General features: G+C 69.4%; 27 protein-coding genes. 22 read left to right on the top strand and 5 right to left on the bottom strand.

The window, feature by feature from the left end:
* Positions 1-29: 29 nt before the first annotated feature.
* Positions 30-599 carry a 50S ribosomal protein L17 gene (gene rplQ, locus HCX50_RS10940; RefSeq protein WP_167634390.1) on the top strand — a complete coding sequence of 190 codons (570 nt, stop codon included), beginning with the start codon at positions 30-32 and terminating at the stop codon, positions 597-599.
* Between the two features lie 88 nt (positions 600-687).
* On the opposite strand, the gene HCX50_RS10935 is transcribed toward rplQ, so the two are convergent.
* Positions 688-1,233 carry a helix-turn-helix domain-containing protein gene (locus HCX50_RS10935; protein WP_205829025.1) on the bottom strand — a complete coding sequence of 182 codons (546 nt, stop codon included), beginning with the start codon at positions 1,231-1,233 and terminating at the stop codon, positions 688-690.
* Between the two features lie 175 nt (positions 1,234-1,408).
* Here HCX50_RS10935 and HCX50_RS10930 point away from each other — a divergent pair, with 175 nt between their 5' ends.
* The 12 genes from HCX50_RS10930 (at position 1,409) to HCX50_RS10880 (ending at position 13,808) form a co-directional block, all read left to right on the top strand.
* On the top strand, positions 1,409-3,007 hold the full coding sequence (locus HCX50_RS10930) for an ABC transporter substrate-binding protein (RefSeq protein WP_167634388.1): 1,599 nt from the start codon (positions 1,409-1,411) through the stop codon (positions 3,005-3,007).
* Positions 3,008-3,087: 80 nt separating this feature from the next.
* The gene (locus HCX50_RS10925; RefSeq protein ID WP_091029574.1) at positions 3,088-4,110 is read left to right on the top strand and encodes an ABC transporter permease; all 1,023 of its coding nucleotides are present in this window, start codon (positions 3,088-3,090) and stop codon (positions 4,108-4,110) included.
* Complete coding sequence (locus HCX50_RS10920) at positions 4,107-5,012, top strand: ABC transporter permease (protein ID WP_167634386.1); 906 nt, start codon at positions 4,107-4,109, stop codon at positions 5,010-5,012. Before HCX50_RS10925 ends, HCX50_RS10920 begins: the two co-directional genes overlap by 4 nt.
* Positions 5,009-5,833: an ABC transporter ATP-binding protein gene (locus tag HCX50_RS19730; protein WP_205829023.1), complete on the top strand. Its 825-nt coding sequence runs from the start codon at positions 5,009-5,011 to the stop codon at positions 5,831-5,833. The genes HCX50_RS10920 and HCX50_RS19730 overlap by 4 nt, the downstream gene beginning before the upstream one ends.
* Positions 5,830-6,666 (top strand): ABC transporter ATP-binding protein, encoded by an 837-nt coding sequence (locus HCX50_RS19725; RefSeq protein ID WP_205829022.1) that lies wholly within the window; start codon positions 5,830-5,832, stop codon positions 6,664-6,666. Before HCX50_RS19730 ends, HCX50_RS19725 begins: the two co-directional genes overlap by 4 nt.
* A complete protein-coding gene (locus tag HCX50_RS10910) occupies positions 6,663-7,889 on the top strand; it encodes an amidohydrolase family protein (RefSeq protein ID WP_167634384.1) in 1,227 nt (408 codons plus the stop codon). Before HCX50_RS19725 ends, HCX50_RS10910 begins: the two co-directional genes overlap by 4 nt.
* Entirely contained in the window at positions 7,886-9,580 is a 1,695-nt protein-coding gene (locus tag HCX50_RS10905) for a DUF885 family protein (protein ID WP_167634382.1), read from the top strand. Before HCX50_RS10910 ends, HCX50_RS10905 begins: the two co-directional genes overlap by 4 nt.
* A complete protein-coding gene (locus HCX50_RS10900; protein WP_167634380.1) occupies positions 9,577-9,966 on the top strand; it encodes a nuclear transport factor 2 family protein in 390 nt (129 codons plus the stop codon). Before HCX50_RS10905 ends, HCX50_RS10900 begins: the two co-directional genes overlap by 4 nt.
* 29 nt (positions 9,967-9,995) lie before the next feature.
* A complete protein-coding gene (locus tag HCX50_RS10895; protein WP_167634378.1) occupies positions 9,996-10,925 on the top strand; it encodes a dihydrodipicolinate synthase family protein in 930 nt (309 codons plus the stop codon).
* Positions 10,926-10,927: 2 nt separating this feature from the next.
* Positions 10,928-12,100, top strand: coding sequence for an NAD(P)/FAD-dependent oxidoreductase (locus tag HCX50_RS10890; protein ID WP_237682454.1), 1,173 nt, complete (start codon positions 10,928-10,930; stop codon positions 12,098-12,100).
* Positions 12,097-12,378 carry a 2Fe-2S iron-sulfur cluster-binding protein gene (locus HCX50_RS10885; protein WP_105710431.1) on the top strand — a complete coding sequence of 94 codons (282 nt, stop codon included), beginning with the start codon at positions 12,097-12,099 and terminating at the stop codon, positions 12,376-12,378. The genes HCX50_RS10890 and HCX50_RS10885 overlap by 4 nt, the downstream gene beginning before the upstream one ends.
* Positions 12,375-13,808: an FAD-dependent oxidoreductase gene (locus HCX50_RS10880; RefSeq protein ID WP_167634375.1), complete on the top strand. Its 1,434-nt coding sequence runs from the start codon at positions 12,375-12,377 to the stop codon at positions 13,806-13,808. The genes HCX50_RS10885 and HCX50_RS10880 overlap by 4 nt, the downstream gene beginning before the upstream one ends.
* A 34-nt stretch (positions 13,809-13,842) precedes the next feature.
* On the opposite strand, the gene HCX50_RS10875 is transcribed toward HCX50_RS10880, so the two are convergent.
* Together HCX50_RS10875 and HCX50_RS10870 are read right to left on the bottom strand one after the other, a co-directional pair.
* Positions 13,843-15,417, bottom strand: a complete 1,575-nt coding sequence (locus HCX50_RS10875) for an AMP-binding protein (protein ID WP_167634373.1) — start codon at positions 15,415-15,417, stop codon at positions 13,843-13,845.
* Positions 15,418-15,509: 92 nt separating this feature from the next.
* A complete protein-coding gene (locus tag HCX50_RS10870) occupies positions 15,510-16,730 on the bottom strand; it encodes a PAS domain-containing protein (RefSeq protein WP_167634371.1) in 1,221 nt (406 codons plus the stop codon).
* 164 nt (positions 16,731-16,894) lie between these two features.
* Between HCX50_RS10870 and HCX50_RS10865 the strand changes: the two genes are divergently transcribed.
* The 8 genes from HCX50_RS10865 to HCX50_RS10830 are packed head-to-tail and all read left to right on the top strand — an operon-like array spanning position 16,895 to position 23,371.
* Positions 16,895-17,914, top strand: a complete 1,020-nt coding sequence (locus HCX50_RS10865; RefSeq protein WP_167634369.1) for a Bug family tripartite tricarboxylate transporter substrate binding protein — start codon at positions 16,895-16,897, stop codon at positions 17,912-17,914.
* Between the two features lies 1 nt (position 17,915).
* Positions 17,916-18,485 (top strand): tripartite tricarboxylate transporter TctB family protein, encoded by a 570-nt coding sequence (locus tag HCX50_RS10860; protein ID WP_205829021.1) that lies wholly within the window; start codon positions 17,916-17,918, stop codon positions 18,483-18,485.
* Positions 18,485-20,032 carry a tripartite tricarboxylate transporter permease gene (locus HCX50_RS10855; protein WP_167634367.1) on the top strand — a complete coding sequence of 516 codons (1,548 nt, stop codon included), beginning with the start codon at positions 18,485-18,487 and terminating at the stop codon, positions 20,030-20,032. The genes HCX50_RS10860 and HCX50_RS10855 overlap by 1 nt, the downstream gene beginning before the upstream one ends.
* 51 nt (positions 20,033-20,083) lie before the next feature.
* A complete protein-coding gene (locus tag HCX50_RS10850) occupies positions 20,084-20,881 on the top strand; it encodes a TSUP family transporter (RefSeq protein WP_167634366.1) in 798 nt (265 codons plus the stop codon).
* A 30-nt stretch (positions 20,882-20,911) separates the two neighbouring features.
* The gene (locus HCX50_RS10845) at positions 20,912-21,379 is read left to right on the top strand and encodes an FAS1-like dehydratase domain-containing protein (protein ID WP_029260958.1); all 468 of its coding nucleotides are present in this window, start codon (positions 20,912-20,914) and stop codon (positions 21,377-21,379) included.
* Positions 21,379-21,777 carry a MaoC/PaaZ C-terminal domain-containing protein gene (locus tag HCX50_RS10840; RefSeq protein ID WP_091029622.1) on the top strand — a complete coding sequence of 133 codons (399 nt, stop codon included), beginning with the start codon at positions 21,379-21,381 and terminating at the stop codon, positions 21,775-21,777. Before HCX50_RS10845 ends, HCX50_RS10840 begins: the two co-directional genes overlap by 1 nt.
* A gap of 13 nt (positions 21,778-21,790) precedes the next feature.
* Positions 21,791-22,924, top strand: coding sequence for a UDP-N-acetylmuramate dehydrogenase (locus tag HCX50_RS10835; protein WP_091029625.1), 1,134 nt, complete (start codon positions 21,791-21,793; stop codon positions 22,922-22,924).
* Positions 22,925-22,969: 45 nt separating this feature from the next.
* A complete protein-coding gene (locus HCX50_RS10830) occupies positions 22,970-23,371 on the top strand; it encodes a VOC family protein (protein ID WP_167634364.1) in 402 nt (133 codons plus the stop codon).
* A 62-nt stretch (positions 23,372-23,433) separates the two neighbouring features.
* Here the strand turns inward: HCX50_RS10830 and HCX50_RS10825 are convergent, their stop codons facing one another.
* Together HCX50_RS10825 and ald are read right to left on the bottom strand one after the other, a co-directional pair.
* Positions 23,434-24,633: an aminotransferase class I/II-fold pyridoxal phosphate-dependent enzyme gene (locus HCX50_RS10825; protein WP_167634362.1), complete on the bottom strand. Its 1,200-nt coding sequence runs from the start codon at positions 24,631-24,633 to the stop codon at positions 23,434-23,436.
* An 81-nt stretch (positions 24,634-24,714) separates the two neighbouring features.
* On the bottom strand, positions 24,715-25,809 hold the full coding sequence (gene ald / locus HCX50_RS10820) for an alanine dehydrogenase (protein WP_167634360.1): 1,095 nt from the start codon (positions 25,807-25,809) through the stop codon (positions 24,715-24,717).
* Between the two features lie 102 nt (positions 25,810-25,911).
* Here ald and HCX50_RS10815 point away from each other — a divergent pair, with 102 nt between their 5' ends.
* Positions 25,912-26,430: an Lrp/AsnC family transcriptional regulator gene (locus HCX50_RS10815; RefSeq protein WP_029260964.1), complete on the top strand. Its 519-nt coding sequence runs from the start codon at positions 25,912-25,914 to the stop codon at positions 26,428-26,430.
* Positions 26,431-26,439 lie beyond the last annotated feature (9 nt).

The raw sequence follows: 26,439 nt of genomic DNA, 5'->3' as shown, positions 1-26,439 counted from the left end.
CGACCTTTCTGACCAGGAGTTAGACGATTATGCCCAAGCCCACTAAGGGTCCCCGCCTCGGAGGCGGCCCCGCACACGAGCGTCTCATGCTTGCCAACCTCGCGGCGGCGCTCTACACCCACAAGTCGATCAAGACGACCGAGACCAAGGCCAAGCGCCTTCGTCCGCTCGCCGAGCGTCTGATCACCTTCGCCAAGCGTGGCGACCTGCACGCGCGTCGTCGCGTGCTGTCGGTCATCGGTGACAAGGAAGTCGTGCACATCCTGTTCTCCGAGATCGCACCGCTCGTCGCCGAGCGCGAGGGTGGCTACACCCGCATCACGAAGGTCGGCAACCGCAAGGGCGACAACGCTCCGATGGCCGTGATCGAGCTCGTTCTCGAGCCCGTCACCCCGAAGGCGAAGTCGACCAAGAAGGCTGCTGCTGCGCCCAAGGCCGAGAAGGCTGAGAAGGCGGAGAAGCCCGCCGAGGTCGTCGAGGAGGCTCCTGCTGAGGAGGCTCCCGCCGAGGACGCTGCCGAGGCTGGCGCCGAGTCGCAGGCCGAGGGCGAAGCAGCCGAGGCTGCCGCCGAGGACGCTGTCGAGAAGAAGTCCGAGTAAGCACTTCGCTCACGAAGAAGCCCGCCGCCCCGTTTCGGGGTGGCGGGCTTCTTCGTTTCCGGGATGCCGGTGGTCGCACCGGGGGATGTCAGGGGGACGGGGGAGTGACCGAGACGACGATCGAGGTCATCGCCTCGCTGTCGTTGAAGTAGCGGTGCGGCTGGCGGGAATCGAAGGTGATCGACTCGCTGCCCACGATCACATACGTCTGCCCGGCGATCTCGACGGTGAGTTCGCCGCTGATCACGAAGACGCACTCGGTCGACGGGTGACCCCAGGGGTGCGTGGAGCTCGCGGCTCCCGGAGGGATGTCGGCGGTGAGGACCTCGAGGTCTCCGCGTCCCGGGGTGAGGCGCTCGTAGACGAAGCCGGCGTCGGACCCGCTGAGCCGATGCCGGGCTCCCGGGCGACTGACGGAGACGTTCGGCGCATCGGGATCACTGAACAGCGTGGCTATCGAGGCTTCGAACACCTGGGCGAGCTTCCGCAGCGAGCCGAGACTCGGATCGGCTGAGCCGCTCTCGATCTGGCTGAGCATGCTGACCGAGAGACCGGACAGGTCGGAGAGCTGCCGCAGGGTGAGACCCTTCGCGGCCCTGAGGGACTTGAGGCGTTCGCCGAGCACGAGATTCATCGATCCTTTCGATCGAACGGATGACTGTTGCATGTTCGATTTCAATGTGATTGTATCTTTTAATCGGATTGAAAATCTCGATCAGATTGAAATCCGTTCCCCGAACGCGCGAGCAACCGGATCAACTTCCCAGAACTCTACTGCGTCCTGCCTCATGATCACAGGAAGATCGACGATGACTTCATCCTTCGCGAAACCCCTCGCCCTGGCCTCATCTCTCGCCGTGGCCGCACTCGTGCTCGCCGGTTGTTCAGCTTCATCGAACAACGCAGCCTCGGGCGGCGGTGAGACCCTCACGGTCGACACCTCGTTCGTGCTGAAGACCCTCGACCCGGGACTCGTCTACGAGCAGACCGGCAACATCATCGTGCACGCGCTGTACGACACCCTCGTGACGTACGAAGGCTCCGACGTCACCACCGTCGTGCCCGAACTCGCCAGTGAGTGGGTGCAGTCCGACGACGGCACGACCTGGACCTTCACGTTGAACCCGGACGCGACGTTCGCCGACGGCTCCGCGGTGACCGCGGACGATGTCGTGTTCAGCCTCACCCGCCTGCAGAACCTCAAGGGATCCTCTTCCCAGACCGTCGAGGGACTGACCTTCGCGGCGGACGGCGACGACACCGTCGTCGTGACCAGCCCGACCCCGAACCCGAACGTCCCGGTCGTCCTCGCGATGCCGGCAGCGAGCATCCTGAACGCCGAGGAGGCGGAGAAGCTCGGAGCGACCGACGCGGCCGATGCAGCCTCCGCGGACACGGTCGGCACGCAGCTCGACGAGGCCAGCCTCGGTTCGGGCCCGTACAAGATCAAGAGCTACGACTCGAGCTCGAAGGTCGTGCTCGAGGTGAACGAGGACTACTGGGGCGACGCCCCGGCCTACTCGCGCGTGGTCGTGCAGAACGTCGACGTGCAGAACCAGAAGCTCACGATCTCCCGCGCCAAGGCCGATGAGATCGCCCTCGACCTCTCGGGCCCGCAGGCCGCCGAGCTCTCCGACGACCTCCAGGTCTCCGGGGTCGCCGACACGTCGTACTTCCTCAGCGTGAACCAGGACCCCGCCGTCTCGGAGATCACCTCCAACCCGGCGTTCCTCGCGGCGCTGCGTGCCAGCGTGGACGGCGCAGGCATCGCTGAGATCTTCGGTGAGGGTGCGACGGCCGCGGCCGGTCTCGTCCCGCCCGCATTCGGTGGCGCGCTCGACGAGTCCGAGGTGCAGCCGCAGGACATCGAGAAGGCGAAGTCGCTGCTCGAGGAGGCGGGCATCTCCTCGCCGAAGGTGAACCTCGTCTACCCGGCGATCACGTACCGCGGCGTCGACCTCGGCACCATCGTCACGAAGGTGCAGCAGGACGCGAAGAAGGCCGGCATCGAGATCGAGCTGCAGCCGGAGCCGATCAACGTCTTCCTGCAGTCGCAGTCCGAGGGTAAGAACGAGATCAACTTCTCGCCGAACAGCCTGAACTACCCGGCTGCGGACTCGCTCGTGAACAACATGGCGCCCGGTGCGTCGACCTCGACCCGTGCGGGATGGACCGTGGAGCGCGCCGACCCGCGGGCCGTCGAGGCCAGCGACGCCGTGAACGCCGAGGTGACGCCGGAAGGGCGTGCCGAGGCCATGATCGCCTGGCAGAAGGTCATGAACGAGACTTCGCCCTTCGTGGTCCTCGCGAACAACGCCGGCATCGTCGTCGCCACCTCGAACCTGGTCGGCGCGTCGTACACGCCGGCCGGCTGGACGGTCGACCTCGCGGCCATCTCCGCGAAGTAGTCCGCCGCGGTCGGCCGCCTGTCCCTCCTGTCGGGCGGCCGACCTCCGGTTCTCACCACCTCACCGAAGGCGAACGAGCAATGCCAGCCCTCCTGCAGATGATCGGCCGCCGGCTGATCAGCGCGATCATCCTCCTCTGGGGGGTCACCCTCGTGACGTTCGCGCTCATGACCATCGTCCCCGGGGACCCGGCCGCCGCGAACCTGTCGCAGCAGGCCTACGACGACCCCGAGCTGCGCGCCGCGTTCGAGCAGAAGTGGGGGTTGGACCAGCCCATCTGGGTGCAGTACGGCCGCTACATCGCGAACCTCTTCCAGGGTGATCTCGGTATCTCGCAGCAGACCCACCGCCCGATCACCCAGGACCTCGCGCAGTACATCCCCGCGACGCTCGAGGTGGCGCTGCCCGCCATGATCCTCGCGATCATCATCGCCGTGGCACTCGGCATGATCGCCGCCACCCGCAAGGGCTCGGCCATCGACGGCGGCATCCGCGGTGTGTCCCTCGTCGGGCTCTCCACCCCGCCGTTCTGGTTGGCGCTGGTCGCTCTGTACGTCTTCTTCTACGCGCTCGGACTCGTCCCCAACGGCGGACGACTGAGCAACGAGTACGACCCGCCGCCCACCGTCACCGGCATGTACTCGCTCGACGCCGTGTTCGCCGGGCAGTGGGACGTGTTCGCCGACGCCGTCTGGCACCTCATCCTCCCCGTCGGCATCCTCACCGCGCTCACCGTCTCGGGCCTGCTGCGCTTCGTGCGCTCCGCCATGATCGAGGTGCTGGACGCCGAGTACATCCGCGCCGCCACCGCGAAGGGCCTCCCGGCGCGGACTATCACCTGGCGGCACGTCTTCAAAGCAGGTCTGCTTCCCGTGCTCACCGTGACCGGGCTGATGTTCGCGTCCCTGCTCGGTGGCGCCGTGCTCGTCGAGCAGGTGCTCTCGTGGCCGGGGCTCGGGCAGTACGCCTACAAGAGTGCGCTGTCGCTCGATCTGCAGGCGATCCTCGGCGTGACGCTGTTCATCGCCGTCGTCTACACCCTGATCAACCTCCTGGTCGACGTGCTCTACACGATCGTGGACCCCCGGATCGGAGCGAAATGACCATCCTGTCCTCCGACCGGCTCGCCGTCGCGAAGGAGCCGCGTCGTCGCGGATTCCGTCGCAGCCGCCGGTTCACCCCGCGCACGTCGTTCTGGACGCCCGTGACCGTGATCTCCTTCGGCGTGATCGCGGCATGGATCCTCGCGGCGCTCCTCGCCCCGGTCATCGCGCCGTATGACCCGCTCGAGACGAGCGGTCCGTTCCTGGACGCGCCGTCGGCCGCGCACTGGATGGGGACGGACGACCTCGGTCGCGACGTGCTGAGCCGTGTCATCTACGGCGCCCAGCTCTCGCTGCCGCTCGCTCTCGCGATCGTCGTGTTCTCGCTCTTGGTCGGCGGGAGCGTCGGCCTCGCGGCCGGGTACTTCGGCAAGGCGGCGGACAACGTGCTGATGCGCGTGGCCGACCTCGTGCTGGCGTTCCCGCAGATCATCCTCGCCATGGCGGTCGCCGCGGCCTTCGGACCGAGCGTCGGAAACGCCGTGCTCGCCCTCGTGATCGTCTCCTGGCCGCTGTACGCGCGGATCATCCGCAGCTCGGTGCTCAGCGTGCGCGAGCAGGAGTACGTCTTCTCCGGTCGGCTGCTCGGGTCGACGACCCTGAAGTCCATCGTCAAGGACGTGATCCCCAACAGCGCCGGCCCGGCGCTCGTGATGGCGACGATCGAGCTCGGCAACGCCATCCTCATGCTCGCCGCGCTGTCGTTCCTGGGCCTCGGCCCCCGGCCCCCGGCTGCGGAATGGGGTGCGATGATCGCCCTCGGCTCGCAGAACCTCGGGAACTGGTGGATCAGCCTGTTCCCCGGCCTCGCGATCCTCACGATCGTGATGGCCTTCAACCTGCTGGGAGACGCCGTTCAGGACTACCTGGATCCGCGCTCACGAAATGCGAGGAAGCGATGAGCGACGCGACGCTGCTCTCGATCGAGGACCTCTCCGTCGTCATGCCGACGCCGGAGGGCGAGATCGAGCTCGTGCACGACACGAGCATCCGGATCGGACAGGGTGAGGTCGTCGGCCTCGCCGGCGAGAGCGGCTCGGGAAAGAGCATGACGGCCTCAGCGGTCATGGGCATCCTTCCCGAGGGCGCGACCGCCTCCGGCCGGGTCCTGTTCGAGGGGCGGGACCTGCTGACCCTCAGCACCCGGGAGCTCAACGAGGTGCGCGGCAACCGCATCTCGATCGTGTTCCAGGATCCGACCGCGGCACTGCACCCGCTGCTGCGGATCGGCACGCAGATCACCGAGCACCTCATCCACCACACCGGTGTGAGCCAGAAGCAGGCGCAGGCGCGAGCGATCGAGCTGCTCGATCTCGTGCGCATCCGCGACCCGCACCAGGCGATCACGGCGTATCCGCACCAGTTCTCCGGAGGCATGCGCCAGCGTGCGGCCATCGCGATCGCGCTCGCGTGTGAGCCCCGCCTGCTGATCGCCGACGAGCCCACCACCGCGCTCGACGTCACGGTGCAGGCCGGCATCCTCCGCCTGTTCGACCGTCTGGCGCGCGAGACGGGGGTGTCGATGCTGTTCATCACGCACGACCTCGGGGTGATGAGCGCGATCGCCGACCGGACCTACATCTTCAAGGACGGCACCGTCGTCGAGCACGGTCCAACGACCGAGATCCTCAACACGCCGTCGCACGACTACACCCGCGCGCTGATCGCATCCAGGGCGCAGTCACTGGCCGCCCAGCGCACCCACCGAGGAGGCGCACGATGAGCGCGTTGGAGATCGACGACGTCGTCGTCACGCACCGCCGGCGCGGAGCCCCGCCCGTGCACGCGGTGAAGGGCGTCTCGCTGACCGTCGAACGCGGTCAGATCGTCGGACTCGTGGGGGAGTCGGGATGCGGCAAGTCGTCGCTGGCCCGGGTCGCCGTCGGCATCGACCGTCCGACCTCGGGCATGGTGCGCTTCGACGGAGAGCCGCTGCATCCGCTCACGATGCGCCGCCGCCCGAGCCGCGACCGCGGGCTGCAGATGGTGTTCCAGAACCCGTACGCCTCGCTGAGTCCCCGTCGCTCGATCGGCGCGCAGCTGCTGGACGGTGCTCCCGATGCGCTGGAGCGATCCGCCCGTGCTTCCGAGGTCTCGCGACTGCTGCGACTGGTCGGGCTCGACGAGTCGGCCGCCTCTCGCTACCCCACGCAGTTCTCGGGTGGTCAGCGGCAGCGGCTCGCGATCGCCCGTGCGCTCGCCGCCCAGCCCAGCGTGGTCGTCGCCGATGAGCCGGTCACGGCCCTCGACGCCTTCTCGTCGGCGCAGATCGTCGAGTTGCTGCAGGGCCTCGTCCGCGAGCTCGGGATGGCGATGCTGTTCATCTCGCACGACCTGTCGTTGGTGCGGGCCATCGCCGACGAGACCGCGGTGATGTACGCGGGTGAGATCATCGAGCGCGGTCCCAGCGAACAGCTGTGGCAGCACGCGCAGCACCCGTACACGCAGCGCCTCATCGATGCCATCCCGGAGATCGGCCCGACGAAGCGGCTGCCGGGCAGAGAAGAAGACCTCGCGGAGGCCGTCGCGGCCCCCGCCACGGGAGGAGAAGCATGATCACCATCGCCGAGGACCGCCGCGTTCTCCTCACCGGAGCCCGCATCTTCGACGGGCGCTCCGAGCACCTGCGGGACGGGCTCGACGTCGTCGTCGACGCCGACGGAGTGATCGCGGGGCTCGGCGCCACCGGCACCCTCGATGCCGGCGACGCACGCGTGATCGACCTGACCGGACGGGTCCTCAGCCCCGGGCTGATCAACATGCACGTGCACCTGGGGCTCGCGCTTCCCGGGACGGCCGGGGCGGAGATCGCCTCCAAGGGCGACCCCGACCTGCTGCTGGTGATGGCAGACAGTGCCCGACGCACCCTGCATGCGGGTGTCACGACCGCGCGGCTGGTCGGCGAGAGCCGCTACCTCGACTTCGCCCTGCGCCGCGGGATCGACGCCGGGATCGTCGCGGGCCCCCGGCTGTACACCGCCGGACACGCGCTGTGCTGCACCGGTGGGCACGGGTGGGAGTCCGACGCACTGGAGGGCGACGGCGCCGACGACCTGCGCCGACTGACGCGCCTGCAGATCCGTCACGGCGCCGACCTGATCAAGGTCTGCATCTCCGGCGGGATCGCGGGGGAGCACGAGCAGATCGACACCCCGCAGCTGACCGACGACGAGATGGCCGCCGTCATCCAGACCGCGCATGACTGGGGCCGCAAGGTCACGGCGCACGTCGGACCGTCCGAGACGCTGCGGCGTGCCATCGAGCTCGGCCTGGACTGCGTCGAGCACGGCTACGAGCTGACCCGTGAGGTCACCGACCTGATGAGCGAGCGCGGCGTCTGGTACGTGCCGACGATCACGGTCAGCCGCTGCGAGGAGTTCTTCGATGCGCAGGGTGTGCCCTCCTGGATGAAGGAGCGCGCGCTCGGTGCGGGGCCGCGTCACTGGGAGAGCCTCGAGAACGCGATCGCGAGCGGGGTGCGCATCGCCATGGGCACCGACATGCCTCCCGCCGCGGACTTCGACGGCACGACCGCGACGGTGCGCGAGATGGAGTTCATGGTCGACGCGGGCATGACCTCGCTGGACGTCATGCGCTCGGCCACCTCGTCCGCGGCGGAACTGCTCGGCGTCGACGATCTCGGTGTCGTCGAAGTCGGTGCCCGCGCGGACTTCATCGCCACGGACGCGGATCCGACAGCGGATGTGGCCGCGCTGCGCGGAATCGACTGGGTCATGCAGGGCGGCGCCGTGCTGCGGGACGACCGGGCCGGGCGGTGAACACCCCGACCTCGGGCACCTCGACCGTGCGCATCGCCGACGAGTACGTCGCGACACTCGCCGACCACGAGCCGGCCGCCGCGCAGGCGCTGGGCATCACCGCTCAGGATCGACTGCCCGATCTGAGCGCCGACTGGGCGGTCGAACGTCGCGCGCTCGCCGTGCGCACGCGCGACGCCCTGGCGATCGTCGAGCCGACGACGGAGGATGCAGCGCTGCACGCCGCTCTTCGGGAACGCATGGACAGCGACATCGCCCTGTTCGACACCGGCTTCACCGCACGGCTGCTCGCACCGCTGGCGACACCGGTGCATCTGGTGCGCGAGGCGTTCGACGACGTCACCGTCACGGATGACGCCGCCGGCGACGAGATCATCACCCGTCTGTCGGGGGTGCCCCGGGCGCTGACCCAGCTCGACGACCGCCTGAAGTGGGCGCGCGCGGCGGGGGAGCGCGGCGAGTTCATCGGCACCGGCATCGCCGCGGAACGGCAGGTGCGTGAGGTCGCGGATCAGATCGCGGGCTGGATCGACCCCGACGGAGTCGACTACTTCCGCTCCCTCCGCGCGACAGATCTGTCCGCCTCCCGCCGCATCGCCCTGGATCGTGCGGCACTCGCGGCGACCGACGCGATGGCGGGCTTCGAGCGGATGCTGCGCGACGAACTGCTTCCGCACGCGACGCAGCAGGATGCCGTCGGCGAGGGCGTCTACCGCGCCACCGCCCAGAGCTTCCTCGGCACCGAACTCGACCTCGACGAGGTGTACGACTACGGCTGGCACGAACTCGATCGACTGTGGCGGCAGGCGCGCGGTGTCGCGGGAGAGATCCTCGGCACCGGCGCGCCGGCAGACGTCTCGGTCGCTGCACGCACGCTCGCGCAGGACCCGGGGCACCGCGTCGATGCGGACGACGTCGTCGGCTGGCTGCGCGATCGCCTGGACTGGACCCTGGATCGGGTCGACGGCACGGCCTTCGCGCTGCCCGCGGATGTGCGCGATGTCGACATCGTCGTTCCGCGGGCCGCGAAGGGCGTCGTCTACTACACGCCCGGAGCGCCCGACGGCTCGGTGCGCAGCAAGATCGTCTGGACGATCCCCGCCGGAGCGACGTCGGTGCCGACCTGGCAGGAACTCACGAGTCTCCACCATGAGGGCGTCCCCGGGCACCACCTCGAGCATGCGGTGAACCGGGCCAATGCGTCCCTGCACCCCTGGCAGCGCTACCTGTGCGAGATCCACGGGTATGCCGAGGGCTGGGCGCATTACTCGGAGGCGCTGTCGGACGAGCTGGGTCTGCTGCGCGATGCCCCGGAACGGCTGGGAATGCTGCTCGGACAGCTGTGGCGCACGGTGCGCATCGTCGCCGACATCGGGTTGCACACCGGTCGGCCGTTGCGGCGCAACGAGGTCACCGACCAGACGGAATGGACGCCGGCGATCGCCCGCGACTTCCTGGTGCACTACGGCCTCGTCGATCCCGTGACCGCACGGTTCGAGGTGGACCGCTACCTCGGCTGGCCGGGTCAGGCACTGGCGTTCAAGGTCGGCGCGAAGCTCTGGGCCGAGGCGCGCACGGTGAGCACCGCATCCACACTCGACTTCCACACCCGGGCCCTCGCGCTCGGACCGATGGGGCTCGCGCCGCTGCGCGAGCGTCTGCTGCAGGATCTGACGAAGGAACACGCATGACCACCACCGCCGAGCTCGAGAGCTTCATCGTCGCGCTGTACGAGGATCTCGCCGACCGCGCCGCGTTCGACGCGCGCCTCGCCGATGACGTGACGGTGTGGGAGACCCCCTGGCCGACGCTCATGCACGGTATCGCCGAACTCGACGAGCTGCGGGGCCCCGCCGCCGACCCCGAGGAGCGCCGGCGGACGCTGCCGAGCGTCGTGCCGACCGGCATCGTCACGAGCGACTTCGGTGGCACCGGGGTGATCCGGTACGTGCTCGAGGTGCGCCCTGCGGCGGGCGAGCCGCTGGTCGAAGTGGTGCGCGTCACGGATGTGGTGCGCCGAGACGCGGACGGATGGCGCATCGTGCACCACCACGCCCAGGACATGCCGGTCGAGTGAGTCGGACGAGTCGGAGCAAGGAGAGACAGATGGACCGCAACACCGTCGACTGGCACGGGTACATTCCCGCGATCACCACCCCGTTCACGCGCGAGGGGGAGCTGGATCCCGTCGCGTTCGAGGGACAGATGCAGTGGCTGGCCGCGCAGGGGATGCACGGCGTCATCCTCGCCGGCACCTCCGGCGAGTGGTTCAGCATGACCGAGGCCGAACGCGCTGAGCTCTTCACCCTCGGCGGTCGTTTCCGCGCGGACATGCGCGTGATCGGCGGCTGCAACGCGTTCACGGCGGCTGAGGCGATCCGGCATGCGCACGCGGCGGAGGAGGCCGGGCTCGACGGCATCCTCGTGACGCCCCCGCCCTACATGGTGCCGACCCGCGAGGAGATCGTGGCCTTCTACCAGGAGGTCTCCGACGGCACCTCGCTCCCCGTCACCGTGTACAACTGGCCGCGTGGCTGCATCGTCGACCTGAGCCCGGACCTCCTGAGCGAACTGGCGGACATCGAGAACGTCGTGGCGATCAAGAACTCGACCGGCGACTTCCGGGCATTCCTCGACGCCATGTATCTCGTGGAGGATCGCGTGCGCTACTTCGGCGTTCCGACCAACGCGCTGGGAGCCGATCTCGCAACCCTCGGCCACGGTGACGGCCTCATGGGCTCCGGAGCCCCGCTCGGCAACGACCACCCCGGCTTCTGGGATGCGCTCGCCGCGGGGGATCGGGCGCGGGCGATCGAACTCGGCGCTCGCGATCGCGTGGTCATGACCAGCTGGTTCGGGCCGGACTACGGTGCGCAGTTCGGAAACCAGCAGGCGATCATGAAGACTGCTCTGCGCCTGCAGGGCGTTCCGGCCGGTTTCGTCCGCCGCCCCCTGCTCGAACTCTCGACCGCGCAGGTCGACCGTGTCCGCACCACGCTGGAGGGGCTCGGCATCGCGACCGTGCCGTTGTCGTGACCATGCGGTACGACGCGGTCGTCATCGGCGGTGGCCTGCTCGGCGGGGCACTGACCTGGATGCTGGCACGCGAGGGCGCCTCCGTACTGCTGTTGGAGAAAGACCAGTTGAACCAGCACGCCTCCGGCCAGAACGCCGGCAGCCTGCACTTCCAGCTCGAGTATCGGATGGTCGAGAACGGGTGGGAGTCGGCGCGCACCGCCGCCGCAGCCATGCCCCTGCATCTGGATGCCGCCGAGGCCTGGACGCGGCTGGGAGATGAGCTGGGCGAATCGGTCGGCGTCGTGCAGCGCGGCGGCTTCATGCTCGCCGAGACGGCGGAGCAGGTCGCGGTGCTCGAACGCAAAGTCGGTCTCGAGCAGGAGTGGGGGCTGGATGTCACCCTCCTCGACGGCGCTGAGGCGCGTCGCATCGCGCCGTACCTGTCGGAGTCCGTGATCGCCGCCGCCTTCTGCCCGATCGAGGGCAAGGCCGAGACTCGCACCGCGGGGCCCGCGCTCGTGCGGGGTGCGGTGAAGCTCGGCGCGGAAGTCCGCACGCACACCCGCGTGACCGGGCTCGAGCGCGACGCGCACGGCTGGAAGGTGACCGCCGCCGGTCCGGACTCGACGCTGAGCATCCACGCCGACACGGTGATGATCGCAGCGGGGGTGTGGACCACGGAACTGGGCGCGCTCGCCGGGGCCGACCTGCCGACCATCCCGCTCGCCCTCATGATGAGCGTGAGCGCGCCGGTCGAACCGTTCATCGGACACCTGATCCAGCACGCCGGCGCCAAGCTCTCGCTCAAGCAGACGCAGAACGGCACGGTGCTGATCGGCGGGGGCTGGCCCGCGGCACTCAGCCGCAGCGCGGGCTCGCCGGATCTGGAGACGCGTCCTCGCCTGCTCCCGGAATCCATCGTGGGCAATGCCCGCGCGGCGATCGGAGTGGTGCCGGGCACAGCTCGACTGCCCATCGTGCGTTCCTGGGCGGGGACCACGACGATCACCCCGGATCAGCTGCCCCTCGTGGGAGAGGTGCCCGGATGCCCGGGGATGTTCGTGGCCACCGGGGGATCGGCCTTCACGCTCGGGCCGAGCTTCGCCCGTTCCCTCTGCGACCTGGCTGCCGGTCGCACACCTCACATCGACCTGCGGCCCTACGCCCCGGACAGATTCGGAGTCATGGCATGAACGACCAGCCCCTCGCCGATCGCGCGGTGCCGCGGCGGCTGGACGTGTCCTTCGTCGTGGACGGACGCTCCGTGCGCGCTGCGGCGGGGGAGACCGTGGCGGCGGCGATGCTGGCCGAGGGCGAGCGGTGCTTCGCCCGGCGGGGCGGCGAGCAGCGCGCGCCGCTGTGCAACATGGGCACCTGCTTCGAGTGCGCGATCACAGTCGACGGCGTGCCGATGACCCGCACCTGCCTGACAACCGTCCGCGACGGCATGAACGTGCGGACCGACGCATGAGCGCCGACCTCTACGACCTTGCGATCGTCGGGGCAGGACCGGCCGGTCTGGCCGCAGCGCTCGAGGCGCACGCACAGGGCCTTCGGACGCTCGTGATCGACGAGCAGCGCGCGGCGGGGGGACAGATCTTCCGTCAGCCGCCGACCGAGTTCGACGAGCCGGTGCGGTCTCCGGTCGGATACCCCTGGGCGGCGGATCTGCTCGCGGATGCGGCCGGGGCCACCGGCGTCGACTGGTGGTTCGAGACGACGGTGTTCGGTGTGCTCGACGCGCGCTCGACCGGCCGCGACGACTTCGAGGTGCTCGTCACGGGCACTCAGGGTTCGCGGCGCGCGCACGCCCGAAGGCTGCTCGTCGCCACCGGCGCCTACGACATGCCGGTGGCGATCCCCGGATGGACGATGCCTGGCGTGCTGATGGCCGGCGCGGCACAGGGACTCCTGAAGGCGCAGCATGTGCGGGCAGCGGGTCCGGTCGTGCTGGCAGGCTCGCATCCGCTGATGCTGATCGTGGCCGCCCAGCTGGTCCGTTCGGGGGCCGACGTGGCCGAGGTGGTCTTCGCCCGCGGACTGCCCTCCCTGCGCGAGCTGTTCCTCGCCGCTCCGGCCGTGCCAGGGCATGTGCGTCTGCTGGCCGAGCTCGCCGGCTGCGTGCTCACCCTCGTGCGACACGGCGTCCGGATCACGACGTCGGCGGTCCCCACCGCGATCATCGGCGACGGCGGTGTGACCGGCATCCGACTGGCGAAGGCCGACCGGGCGTGGCGCGTGCGCGGCCCCGAGCGCGAGGTTCCGGCGCGGACCGTCGTCCTCGGATACGGGTTCCAGGCCTCCACCGAGCTCGCGCGTCAGCTCGGATGCCCGGTGCGTTGGGACTCTGCCGCCGGCGGGTGGCTCGTGGAGGTCGACGGCAACTTCGAGACGGGCGTTCCCGGGGTCTTCGTCGCGGGTGAGCCCACCGGTGTCTCCGGGGCCGAGCAGTCACGGGCGGAGGGGGCCGCGGCGGCGGCGGCGATCGCCGCCGGTCTCGGCAGGCCCGTGGGCGCTGTGCGCGCTCGGGCGATCGAACGGGACCTGCGCCGCTCCCGACGGTTCGCCGCGGTCGTGCAGCGGATGTTCGCGCCCGAGCGCCCCGGCCTCACGGCACTCGCGACGCCGGCGACGACGGTCTGCCGATGCGAGGCGATTCCGCGGTCCGACGTCGACGGGTTCCTCGAGGCGAACAGGCATGCCGACACCGTGGATGCGGTCAAGCTGAGCTGCCGCACGGGTATGGGCCCCTGCCAGGGGCGCTACTGCGAGACGACTGTGGCCGGTGCGGTCGCCGCCGCGCGCGGCGGGACGGTCTCCGACGCCGGTCGCTTCGCCGCCCAGCTGCCCGTCAAGCCGGTGTCCCTGCAGACGTACGCCGACCTCTTCGACGCGGACTGACCGAGGTCGGCGCCCGGGTGGGCGCCGACCGGCGTCAGCGGATCCGCAGATCCTTGCGGAGGATCTTCCCGGAGCTCGACTTCGGGATCACGTCGATGAACTCGACCTGTCGCACCTTCTCGTGCGGGGCGACATGGGCGGCGACGTGCGCCATGACGGCATCCGCGTCGAGGTCGGCATCCGACTGCCGTACAACGAACGCCTTCGGCACCTCCTGTCCGTCTTCGTCGAGGGCGCCGATCACGGCGGCGTCGGCGATGGCGGGGTGTTCGAGCAGCACCGCCTCCAGTACGGCGGGGGCGACCTGATACCCCTTGTACTTGATGAGCTCCTTGAGTCGGTCGACGATGCGATAGATGCCGTCGTGGGTGACGGTCGCGACATCACCGGTGTGCAGCCAGCCGTCGGCGTCGAGCATCTCGGCTGTGGCATCCGGACGGTTGAGATACCCGACCATGACCTGCGGCCCGCGCACCCACAGCTCGCCCGGCTCGCTGGCACCCTCGGCGGGCACGGCCACGTCTTCGCCCGATTCCGGGTCGACCAGTCGTGCCTCGGTGTTCGGCACGAGCGGGCCGATGGCCGAGCGGTCGATGTCGTCGCGGGTCTCGGAGGTGAGGTTCACGGCCGGGCTGGTCTCGGTCATGCCGTACCCCTGGGTGACGATGCAGTCGAGCCGGCTCGCCACCGCAGACGCCAGCGCCCCGTCGAGGGGAGCGGCTCCGGAGAAGATGACCTTCACCGCCGAGAGGTCGTACTGGTCGACGATCGGATGCTTCGCCAGTGCGACCGCGATCGGGGGCGCGACGAACACCCAGGTCGTCCGATGCTCGGCGATGATGCGGAGGAACTCGGGCAGATCGAACTTCGGCATCGTGACGAGTCCCGCGCGCTGGCGGAGCGCGAAGTTCAGCAGCACGGTCATCCCGTAGATGTGGAAGAAGGGAAGCACCGCGAGGAGGCGGTCGTTCGCGCCGACGCCGAGAACGGGTCGGCACTGCGACACGTTCGCCACGAGGTTCCGATGCGTGAGCATCACGCCCTTCGGTCGTCCGGTCGTGCCGGAGGAGTAGGGCAGGACGGCCAGGTGCGTCGCGGGATCGAACGACACCTCGGGTGCGGGATGCCCCTCGCCCAGCAGCGCCGGCAGCGACGGATGGCCCTCCACTCCGTCGAGGACGATCACGTGATCGGCCGCGAAGCCGAGCTTCTCCGCAGCCGCCAGAGCTCCGGGGAGCAGCGGTGAGACGGTCACGAGCCACGTCGCCCCCGCATCGGTGAGCTGATTCGCGATCTCATCTGCGGTGTAGAGGGAGTTGATGGTCGTCGCGGTCGCCCCCGCGCGGAGGATGCCGTGGAACACCGTCGCGAACGCGGGGATGTTCGGGCACAGCACGCCGACCGTGGTCCCCACACCCACCCCGCGGGCGGCGAGGGCTCCCGCGAAGAGGTCGATCTGCCCGACGAGCTGCCGGTAGCTGGTGGTCGCTCCGCTCACCCCGTCGATCAGTGCGATCGAGTCGAGCTCGGTCTCGTCGAGCCCGCCGAAGAGGAACTCGTGGATGGAGACCTCGGGGATCTCCACATCGGGATAGGCGCTGCGAACCATGAGATCTCCTTCGATCCGGGGGTGTCGACGTCGTCGTCGAATGCGATCCAGTGTCGCACACAACGGCACCGGGTCCCAGAGTTCGGGAGAGGTCAGACGGCGCCGTTCAGCCGGTACCGCGTGCTCGGTCGACCCTTCGTCGTGTAGTCGAGCGTGCGGATCGCTCGACCGGCGCTCGCGAGGTGCTCGAGGTAGCGTCGCGCGCTGACCCGGGAGATGTCGAGGTCCTCGCCGATCTCGGTCGCCGAGGCATCCGGGCGTGCCGCGAGTGCCGCGACCACGCGATCGAGCGTCTCCGCACTGAGCCCCTTCGGAACGCCGAACCGCTGACGGAAGGCGATGATCGCGTCGGCGGCCTCGACCCGGCGGACGACGTCGTGCAGCTCGGTGTGATCCCGCAGCAGCAGAGTCGCCCCGATGCCGCCGCCGTCGGCATCGCTGCCGGTGCTCCGGGCGACGAGCACATGCGAGCCGACGATCACGGGCCGCCCGGCTGCCTCGCCCTCGCGGAGCACGGTCGTCAACTCCTCGCCCAGCACCTCCGCGGCCGGCGCCCCGTCGAGGTCTGCGGCATCCCGGCCGAGGAAGCGGGCCGCGGCGTCGTTGACCAGCGTGATCCGTCCTGTTCCGTCGACCGTGACCACGCCTTCGCTGAGGCCGTGCAGCGTGGTCTCCTGGTTCTTCACGAGCGCGGCGATCTGATGGGGCTCGAGCCCGTAGATCCGACGACGGATGATCGAGGTCACCCACGCCGATCCGAACACCCCGAACACGGCGGCGGCGAGCATCGCCGAGATCAGCCAGGCGAGGTTCGCGGTGAACTCCTCATTGAGCTCCGACTCGAGGATCCCGACCGACGCGGTGCCGATGACGGTGCCATCGTCGTCGCGGATCGGGACCTTGACCCGCCAGGACGTGCCGAGCGTGCCGGTCTGCGTGCCCACGTAGACCTCACCCGAGAGGGGGATCGAGGGGTCGGTCGAGACCTTCTCCCCGATGCGGTCCGGATTCGGGTGCGAGTAGCGGATGCCGTCTTCGTCGGCCACGACGACATACGCGAGATCAGACGCTTCGCGGATGACCTCGGCGATCGGCTGGATGGTGGTCGACGGCTCTGGATCGTCGAATGCATCGAGGACGGTCGGCAGCGCCGCCACCGACTGGGCCACTGCCTGCATCCGGTCCTTGTAGGCCTCGCGAAGAGCCTGCTCCTGGAACGCTCCGGCCACGATCCCGGTCGCGAGGGTCACCAGGAACACGATCAGCGCCTGGAGCAGGAGCAGCTGCACGCGGAGCGTCATCTTCGAGGCCACCTGATCATTGTCGCGCCTGCGCGAGGACCCCGCGAGCGGGGGAGGACACCGTCTCCGACCAATAGTTCCGAAACTCCGACCAATGGTTTCCGAAGCTTGAGCGGCGGCACGCGAGCTTCCACTGTTGACCCCACAGCAGCACGAACGCTCAAGGAGGAGCGCATATGAAGAACGCACGCAACGCCACCCTGACCGCACTCGCGGCGGTGGCGGCATTCACACTGACCTCGTGCGCCGGAGGCAGCGCCGCGAACGGCGGCGGTGGCGGCGGCGGTGAGGCCGCCGCCGTCACCGACGTCTCGATCGTCGTCCCCGCAGACCCCGGCGGAGGCTGGGACCAGACCGGCCGTGCCGTGTCGCAGGTGCTCACCGAGGAAGACATCGTCAGCTCGGCTCCCGTGACCAACGTCGGCGGCGCCGGCGGAACGGTCGGCCTGGCCCAGCTCGCGAACGAGAAGGACCCGAACACCCTCATGGTCATGGGGCTCGTGATGGTCGGCGCCGTCGAGACGAACGCCTCGGCGGTGCGGATCGAAGACACCACGCCGATCGCCCGCCTCACGGACGAGCCGCTCGTCGTGGTCGTCCCGGCGGATTCGAAGTACGACACCCTCGAGGATCTGGTGGAAGACGTCGTCGACAACGGGCAGTCGGTCACGATCACGGGAGGCTCGGCGGGAGGGGCCGATCACATCCTCGCCGGGCTGATGCTCGAGGAGGCGGGCCTCGATGGTGCGGAGATCGCGGAGAAGCTGAACTACACCCCGAACTCCGGCGGTGGCGAGGCGGTCCCGCTGCTCATCGGCGGCAAGGTCGCGGCGGGCATCTCCGGCGTCGGCGAGTTCGCGCAGCACATCGAGAGCGGCGACCTTCGTGCGCTGGCGGTCTCGAGCGAGGAGCCGGTCTCCCAGCTCCCGGACGTGCCGACCATCACCGAAGAGGGCTACGACGTGGTGCTCACCAACTGGCGCGGGGTGATCGCGCCCGGAGGGATCTCCGACGGCGAGAAAGACGAGCTGGTGCGCGTGATCACCGAGCTGCACGACTCGGAGGCCTGGACCGAGCAGCTGGAGACCAAGGGCTGGACGGATGCATTCCTGGTCGGCGCGGAGTTCGATGAGTTCCTCACCGGGGACATCGAAGAGGTCACCGCGACGCTGAAGAACATCGGTCTGGTGCAGTGACATGACGGTCCCCGCATCGTCGGGGACCGAGGAGCGGGGCGTGCGAGACGGCCATGACGGCCGGCTCGCACGCCGTGCTCCCTCCGTCCCCATCGGCGAGCTCGTGTTCGCCGGCATAATGGTCGCCCTCGGCGTCTTCGCTGTGGTCGGCATCTTCCTGATCCATGTCCCGGTCGGCATGAAGGCCGGGCCGACGGTCTTCCCGATCTTCGTCTCGGTGATCCTGCTCGCCTCCGCGGTCGCCGTCCTGATCGGCGTGCTGCGGGGGGAACGCGGCGGGGCGGAGGACGCGGAAGACGTCGATCAGAGCCTCCCGACCGACTGGGTCACCCTCGCCAAACTGGCGGGACTCGTCGTCGCGCACCTGCTCCTGATCGAGCCGCTGGGATGGGCGCCCGCGGCCGCCCTGCTGTTCGGCGGAGTCGCATGGTCGCTCGCCGCCAAACGGTGGTGGATGGCGTTCCTCATCGGCATCGTCGTAGCACTCGTGATCCAGATCGTCTTCGGCGGTCTGCTCGGTCTGTCGCTGCCGTGGGGTCCTGCTCTCGGCTGGCTCGGAAGGATGTTCTGATGGACAGCTGGACCCTGCTCCTGGAGGGATTCGCGACCGCGCTGCAGCCGCAGTACCTCGCGTTCGCCTTCCTCGGCGTCTTCGTCGGCACCGCGGTCGGAGTGCTCCCGGGCATCGGCCCCGCGATGACGGTGGCGCTGCTGCTTCCCCTCACCTACACGCTCGATCCCGCCGCGGCGCTCATCACCTTCGCCGGCATCTACTACGGCGGCATGTACGGCGGCTCGACGACGAGCATCCTCCTCAACACCCCAGGGGAGTCGGCGTCGATCGTCACGGCGATCGAGGGCAACAAGATGGCCAGGATGGGGCGCGGCGCAGCGGCGCTCGCCACCGCGGCCATCGGATCGTTCATCGCGGGAACCCTGGCGACGCTCGGGCTGACGCTGCTGGCGCCGCTGCTCGCGCAGTTCGCGGTGAACCTCGGGCCCGCCGACTACGTCGCACTCATCGTGATCGCGTTCATCACGGTCGGCGCGCTGATCGGCAGCTCGATCTCGCGCGGCATGCTCTCGCTCGGCGTCGGCCTGTTCCTCGGACTCGTGGGCACCGACTGGCTCTCCGGGCAGCAGCGCTACACGCTCGGGCTCCCGGCACTGTCCGACGGCGTGGACATCGTCCTGGTCGCGGTCGGCCTGTTCGCGGTCGGGGAGACGTTCTACATCGCCGCCCGACTGCGGCACGGCGGCGTCGATGTGATCCCCGTGACCCGCGGATGGCGGTCGTGGATGACGAAGGCCGACTGGCGCCGTTCGTGGAAGCCGTGGCTTCGAGGAACCGCGATCGGCTTCCCGATCGGCACCATCCCGGCCGGCGGCGCGGATGTCGCCACGTTCCTGTCGTACGCGACCGAGCGCAAGCTGTCGAAGCACCGCGACGAGTTCGGACGCGGTGCGATCGAGGGCGTCGCAGGCCCCGAGTCGGCGAACAACGCGGCCGCCGCCGGTGTGCTGGTGCCGCTGCTCACGCTGGGCCTGCCGACGACGGCCACCGCGGCGATCATCCTCACGGCGTTCCAGTCGTACGGCATCCAGCCGGGACCGCTGCTGTTCGAGAGCCAGTCGAACCTGGTGTGGGCGCTCATCGCGAGCCTCTACATCGGCAACGTCATCCTGATCGTGCTCAACCTGCCGCTCGTGGGCATGTGGGTGAAGCTGCTGCAGATACCGCGGCCGTACCTGTACGCGGGCATCCTGCTGTTCGCGGTCTTCGGGGCGTATGCGCTGCACAGCTCGCCGACCGACATCGTGATCCTGTTGATCGTCGGCATCCTCGGCTACTTCATGCGGCGATACGGCTACCCCGTGGCGCCGCTGGTGGTCGGGATGATCCTGGGGCCGATGGCCGAGGAGCAGCTGCGCAAGGCGCTGCAGCTGAGCCAGGGCGATCTGAGCACGCTGGTCATGCAGCCGTTCGCGGCGATCGCCTACGGGGTGCTCGCATTCCTGATCGTCGGTGGGCTGTGGCTGCGTCGACGGCAGCGTCGGTACGAGCAGGCGCTGACGGAGTCGATCGCGGTGCCCATCAAGGCCGACTCGGAGGTCTGAGTCCGAGACGGTGGGTTCGAGAGGGGAGGAGGCCGCGAGTAGGCTGATCCGGTGAGTGACGTACAGGCCCCCGCGCGAGGGCCTCGCGCCTACGCAGCATTCATCGGGATCGGCCTTCTCGCCGGTCTCCTCTCCGGACTCTTCGGCGTCGGCGGCGGCACGGTGATCGTCCCGCTGCTGGTGCTCCTGCTGCACTTCGACCAGCGCCTCGCGGCGGGCACATCGCTCGCGGCGATCGTGCCGACCGCGAGCGTCGGCGTCATCTCTTACGCCGCGACCGGTTCGGTGGCCTGGATCCCCGCCATCATCCTGGCGGCGGGCGCCGTGGTGGGTGCGCAGATCGGCACCCGCCTGCTGCCGCGCATCTCGCAGACCGCGCTGCGGTGGGGCTTCGTCGGCTTCCTCGTCGTGGTGATCGTCAGCCTGTTCCTCGTGATCCCCTCGCGGGACGCCGCCTTCGAACTCTCCTGGCTGACGGGCATCGCGCTCGTCGGGGTGGGCGTCGGCACGGGCATCCTCGCCGGGCTGATCGGTGTCGGCGGCGGCGTGATCGTGGTCCCGGTGCTGATGCTGGCCTTCGGCACGAGCGACCTCGTCGCCAAGGGCACCTCGCTGCTGATGATGATCCCGACGGCGATCTCCGGCACGGTCGGCAACCTCCGCAACCGCAACGTCGATCTGCTCGCAGCGGCTCTCATCGGAGTCGCCGCCTGTACGACGACCGCGCTCGGTGCGTGGTTGGCGACGATCGTCGACCCGACGCTGGGCAACATGCTGTTCGCGGCATACCTCGTCGTGATCGCGGTGCAGATGGCGATCAAGGCGGTCCGAGGGCGCAAGCGCGGCTGAACGACGGCCGGGCCTCGGTAGGATCGAGGGGTGGCAGTGAACCAAGAACTGGTCGGCCGGGAGTTCCCGCCGACGGCCCCCTATCTCGTCGGCCGCGAGAAGGTGCGCGAGTTCGCGCGCGCCGTCTTCGCCGATGCTCCGCAGCACACCGACGTCGAGGCGGCCCGCGCGGCCGGCTTCTCCGACGTCGTGGCGCCGCCGACTTTCGCGATGGTCATCCAGGACCTCACGCTCCAGCAGCTGCTGGCGCAGGAGGACTCCGGCATCGTGCTCGCCCGCACGATCCACGCCGAGCAGCGCTTCACCTACACGCGCCCGATCGTGGCGGGCGACGAGCTCACCGCGCAGCTGCGCGTCACCGGCATCCGGATGATGGGCGGCAACGCCATGATCACCAGCGAGGCCGCGATCACCGACGCCGCGGGCGACCATGTCGTCACGGCGACGAGTGTGCTGCTGGTGGGCGCCGAGAGCACGGACGAAGGGAAGGCCGCCTGATGGGCTACACCGTCGGAGACGTGGTCGCCGAGCGCACCGTGCATCTCACCCGCGAGTCGCTCGTGCGCTATGCGGGAGCATCCGGAGACTTCAACCCCATCCACTACCGTGACGATGTCGCCGCATCCGTCGGGCTTCCCGGCGTGCTCGCGCACGGCATGCTGACGATGGGCATCGCCTCGTCGGTGGTCGTCGCCGCCCTCGACCCGGCCACGAAGATCCTCGACTACGGGGTGCGCTTCACCAAGCCGGTCGTCGTCGACCCGGTCGACGGTGCCGACATCACCGTCGTCGCCACGGTCGGCGCGGTCGATGAAGAGGTGGCGCGCATCGACCTCAAGGTCACGTTCGGCGAGACCACGGTGCTCGTCAAGGCGCAGTTGCGCGTCGCCGTCTGATGCGGGCGCTCTGATGCGGGAGATCGAGCCGGTCCGCCTGGCCGAGCTGACCACGCTGCGCACGGGCGCCGCGCCCGAGCGGATGCAGGAGGCGACGACGACCGCCGGTCTGATCGAGGCATTGCGCGACACCTGGGCCCGCGGTGACGAGTGGTTCGTCCTCGGTGGCGGTTCCAACCTCTTCGTCGGCGACGAGCCCTTCGAAGGCACCGTCATCCGCGTGCGCACCGAGGGGATCGAAGAGATTCCTTCGCCGCACCCCGGTCGCATCCGGCTGCGCGCGCAGGCTGGGCACTCCTGGGACGACCTGGTCGCCTACGCCGTCGCCCATGGCTACGCGGGTCTCGAGGCCATGAGCGGGATCCCCGGCACGGTCGGCGCGTCCCCCGTGCAGAACATCGGCGCGTACGGCCAGGAGATCCAGGAGACACTGGTCGAGGTCGAGTTGATCGACGAGTCGACCGGCGAGATCTCGACCGTTCCCGCGGCCGAGCTCGGACTGGGTTTCCGCACCTCGGTCCTCAAGCACCACCATGGCAGTGTGCCGCTGCGGCGCGCCGTGATCCTCTCGGTCACCGTCGACCTGGCGATCGCCGGAGAGCGTGTGGTTCGCGGCGAGCAGTTGCGTCGCGCACTCGGGCTGACCGACGACACGCCGGTTCCGCTGAGCTGGGTGCGCGAGCGCATCCTCTCGACCCGCGCGTCGAAGGGCATGCTGCTCGACGATGCCGACCCCGACACCCACGGCGTCGGCTCGTTCTTCCAGAACGCGATCGTGACGGCCGCGGTGGCCGGTGCGCTGCCGCCGGAGTGCCCGCGTTGGCCGGTGGCCCCCGACCTGGATGCCGTGACCGTGATCCCGCTTGCGTCCTACGACGGGCAGGTGCCGCTGTCGAAGCCGACGACCGTCTCCGACGTCAAGGTCAGTGCGGCCTGGCTGATCGAGCAGGCCGGCATCCGCAAGGGGTTCAAGCTGCCGCGCTCGCGCGCCGCCGTCTCGACCAAGCATGCGCTGGCGCTCACCAACCGCGGCGGCGCGACCGCGGGCGAGGTCGCCGAGCTCGCCCGGTTCATCCAGAGCCGGGTGCACGCGGAGTTCGGTCTCGTGCTGCAGCCGGAGCCGGTGCTGGTCGGCGTCGACCTGTAGGGCGATCGACCTCTAGGGGTCGGCGGTCGCGGCTACACTCGCGGCATGACCGGACTCATCCCGTACCTGCTGTTCCCCGGCAATGCCGCAGAGGCGCTGCGTCACTACCGGTCCGTGTTCGGCGGTGAACTGCAGTTGCTCGACTACGCCACGGTGGGCCGGCGCGACGGGCCCGGCGATGCCGTCGCGCACGGCCAGCTGAGCGGACCGGTCGAGCTCGCCGGGGCCGATGCCGGAGCCGACGACGACGCCGTGCAGATGAGCGGCATGTTCCTCTCGCTCCTCGGCACGGCGGATGCGCTGACCCTCACCGCGTGGTACGACAAGCTCGCCGCCGACGGCCGCGTGATCGATCCGCTGCAGAAGCGCCCGTGGGGAGACTTCGACGGCACGCTCGTCGACCGCTACGGCATCCGCTGGCTGATCGGCTTCCACCCCGAGGACTGATCGCGGTATGAACGCCGAAGGCCCCCTCCTGGTGACAGGGGGGGCCTTCGGGGCGGCTGGGGTCAGGCGAACAGTCGCTGCAGGCGCTGCACGCCCTCGAGCAGCTGGTCGTCGCCCAGGGCGTACGACATGCGGATGTAGCCCGAAGGGCCGAAGGCCTCGCCGGGGACGACCGCGACCTCGGCCTGGTCGAGGATGAGGTCGGCGAGCTCGAGGGAGGTGGTCGGCGTCACGCCGCCCCACGTGCGACCGAGCAGACCCTGCACGTCGGGGTACACGTAGAACGCGCCGAGCGGGTTCGGCACGACGAGGCCGTCGATCTTCGACAGCTCCGAGACGATGAGCTGGCGGCGGCGATCGAAGGCCTGACGGAACTGCTCGGCCTCGTCCTGCGGTCCGTTGAGGGCAGCGATCGCGGCCTTCTGTGCGACGTTGTTCACGTTGCTCGACAGGTGCGACTGCAGGTTGCCGGCGACCTTGATGGCGTCGGCCGGGCCGACCATCCAGCCCACGCGCCAGCCGGTCATGGCGTAGGTCTTGGCGACGCCGTTGACGAGGATGGTCTGGCCGGCGACCTCGGGCACGGCCTCGACGATGGACGTGGCCTTGACGCCCTCGTAGGTGAGGTTCTGGTAGATCTCGTCGCTGATGATCCAGATGCCGTGCTCGAGTGCCCACTCGCCGATGGCGCGGGTCTCGTCGGCGGTGTAGACCGAGCCGGTGGGGTTCGACGGCGACACGAACACGAGCGCGGTGGTGCGTGCGGTGCGACCGGCCTCGAGCTGCTCGACCGTGACCTTGTACTCCTGGCCGGCGCCGGCGAACACCTCGACGGGCGTGCCGTCGGCGAGGCGGATGGCCTCGGGGTAGGTGGTCCAGTACGGCGCGGGCAGCAGGACCTCATCGCCCGGGTTCACCACGGCCTGGAAGGCCTGGTAGACGGACTGCTTGCCGCCGTTGGTGACGATGACCTGGCTGGGGGAGACCTCGAGGCCGGAGTCGCGCAGCGTCTTCGCGGCGATCGCCTCGCGCAGCGCCGGAAGGCCCGGAGCCGGCGTGTACCGGTAGCTCGCCGGGTCGGCCAGAGCAACGGCTGCGGCATCCACGATGAACTGCGGCGTCGCGAAGTCGGGCTCGCCGGCGGCGTACGAGATGACGTCCTTGCCTTCGGCCTTGAGGGCCTTGGCCTTGGCGTCGACCTTGAGAGTCGCGGACTCGGCGATGGCGGACAGCTTGCGGGAGAGAGGAGCGCGTTCGGTCACGACTACGAGCGTACTCGGCTCGATGGGGGCGGAGCGGTGTGGGATATCGCCAAGATCCGAGGTTCTTTCGGGTTCGGCAGGTCAGCCGGCGACGAGTCCGTGCGCCTGCGCGACGGCCGGGAGCGTGATGCGTCCGCCCTGCACGTTCAGGCCCGCAGCCAGCGCCGCGTCTTCGGAGGCCGCGCGCTCCCAGCCCTTGCCGGCGATCGCCGAGACGTAAGGGAGGGTCGCGTTCGTCAGTGCACGGGTCGCGGTCTCGGGAACAGCCCCCGGCATGTTCGCGACGCAGTAGTAGATCGAGTCGTGCACGGCGAACGTGGGGTCGTCGTGCGTGGTCGGCCGCGAGCCCTCGAAGCATCCGCCCTGGTCGATCGCGATGTCGACGAGCACGGAGCCCGGCTTCATCGCGGCGACCATGTCGTCGGTCACCAGCTTGGGGGCCGCGGCTCCCGGGATCAGCACGGAGCCGATCACGAGGTCGGCTGTCTTGAGCTCTTCGGCGATGTCGTAGCGACTCGAGGCGCGGGTCTCCAGCGCTCCGCCGTAGCGGTGCTCGAGTTCGCGCAGACGCGGCAGCGAGACGTCGACCACCGTCACCTTCGATCCGAGGCCGAGCGCGTTCGCGGCGGCGTGCTCTCCGGCGACGCCGCCTCCGATCACGACGGTCTTGGCGCGCGGAGTGCCGGCGATGCCGCCGAGCAGCATGCCGCGTCCGCCCTGGGAGCGCAGCAGCGAGTACGAGCCCATGACGACCGAGAGCCGCCCGGCGATCTCGCTCATCGGCACGAGCAGCGGCAGGCTGCGGTCGGGCAGCTGCACGGTCTCGTAGGCGACGGCGGTGGTTCCGGCCTCCACGAGCGCCGTGGTCAGCGCGCGGTCGGCGGCGAGGTGCAGGTAGGTGAAGAGGGTGAGGTCCTCTCGCAGGAACCCGTACTCTTGCGCGATCGGTTCCTTGACCTTGATGACGAGGTCGGCGTCGCCCCAGGCGTCGGCGGCGGTCGCCACGATCTCGGCGCCGGCTGCGCGGTAGTCATCGTCCGTGATGCGCGAGCCGAGGCCCGCGCCGGACTGCACGAGCACCCGATGGCCCTCGTGCACCAGTCGGTCGGCGCCGGCGGGCGTGAGGGACACGCGGTTCTCGTTGTTCTTGACCTCGGTGGGGACGCCGATCTTCATTGATCCTCCTGGGTTGATGCGGTGCGGCACCAGGATCGCAGAAACATCGATGGAACAACAGAATCACTGAAGATGATTCGTGAAGACGCGCCATCGTGAATAATGCTTCGTATGGAGACGACTTCAGGAGCCTCGGAGCCGAACAGTGTTCGGGCACCCGCCCTCGATGCGATCGATGCGCGGATCGTGCAGTTGATGACCGCCGACGGGCGCATGACGAACGCCGAGCTCGCCGGTCGACTCGGCGTCGCCCCCTCGACCGCGCACACCCGGCTGCGGGCTCTCGTCGACCGCGGCGTGATCACGGGGTTCCACGCGAGTGTGGACGAGCGGATGCTGGGTGCCGGGCTCCAGGCCGTGATCGGCGTCACGCTGCGCCCGAGCGGACGGCGCGAGAGCATCGTCGAGTTCGCGGACCGCGTGCGGGTGCTGCCGCAGGTGATCCAGGTCTTCTTCCTCGGCGGCGACGATGACTTCCTGCTTCACATCGCGGTCGCTGACTCGTCCGAGATGCGCGAGTTCGTGCTCGAGCATCTCTCGGCACAGAGCAGCGTCGCCTCCACTCGCACGAGCATCGTGTTCGACTATCACCGCAACTCGGTGGCGGCGTCGTTCCGCTGAGTCCGCTCG

The sequence above is a fragment of the Microbacterium sp. B19(2022) genome (assembly GCF_012030385.1).
Lineage (GTDB): Bacteria > Actinomycetota > Actinomycetes > Actinomycetales > Microbacteriaceae > Microbacterium > Microbacterium oxydans_B.
Note: the sequence above shows the minus strand (reverse complement) of the source record. Positions and strands in the feature narration are given on the sequence as shown.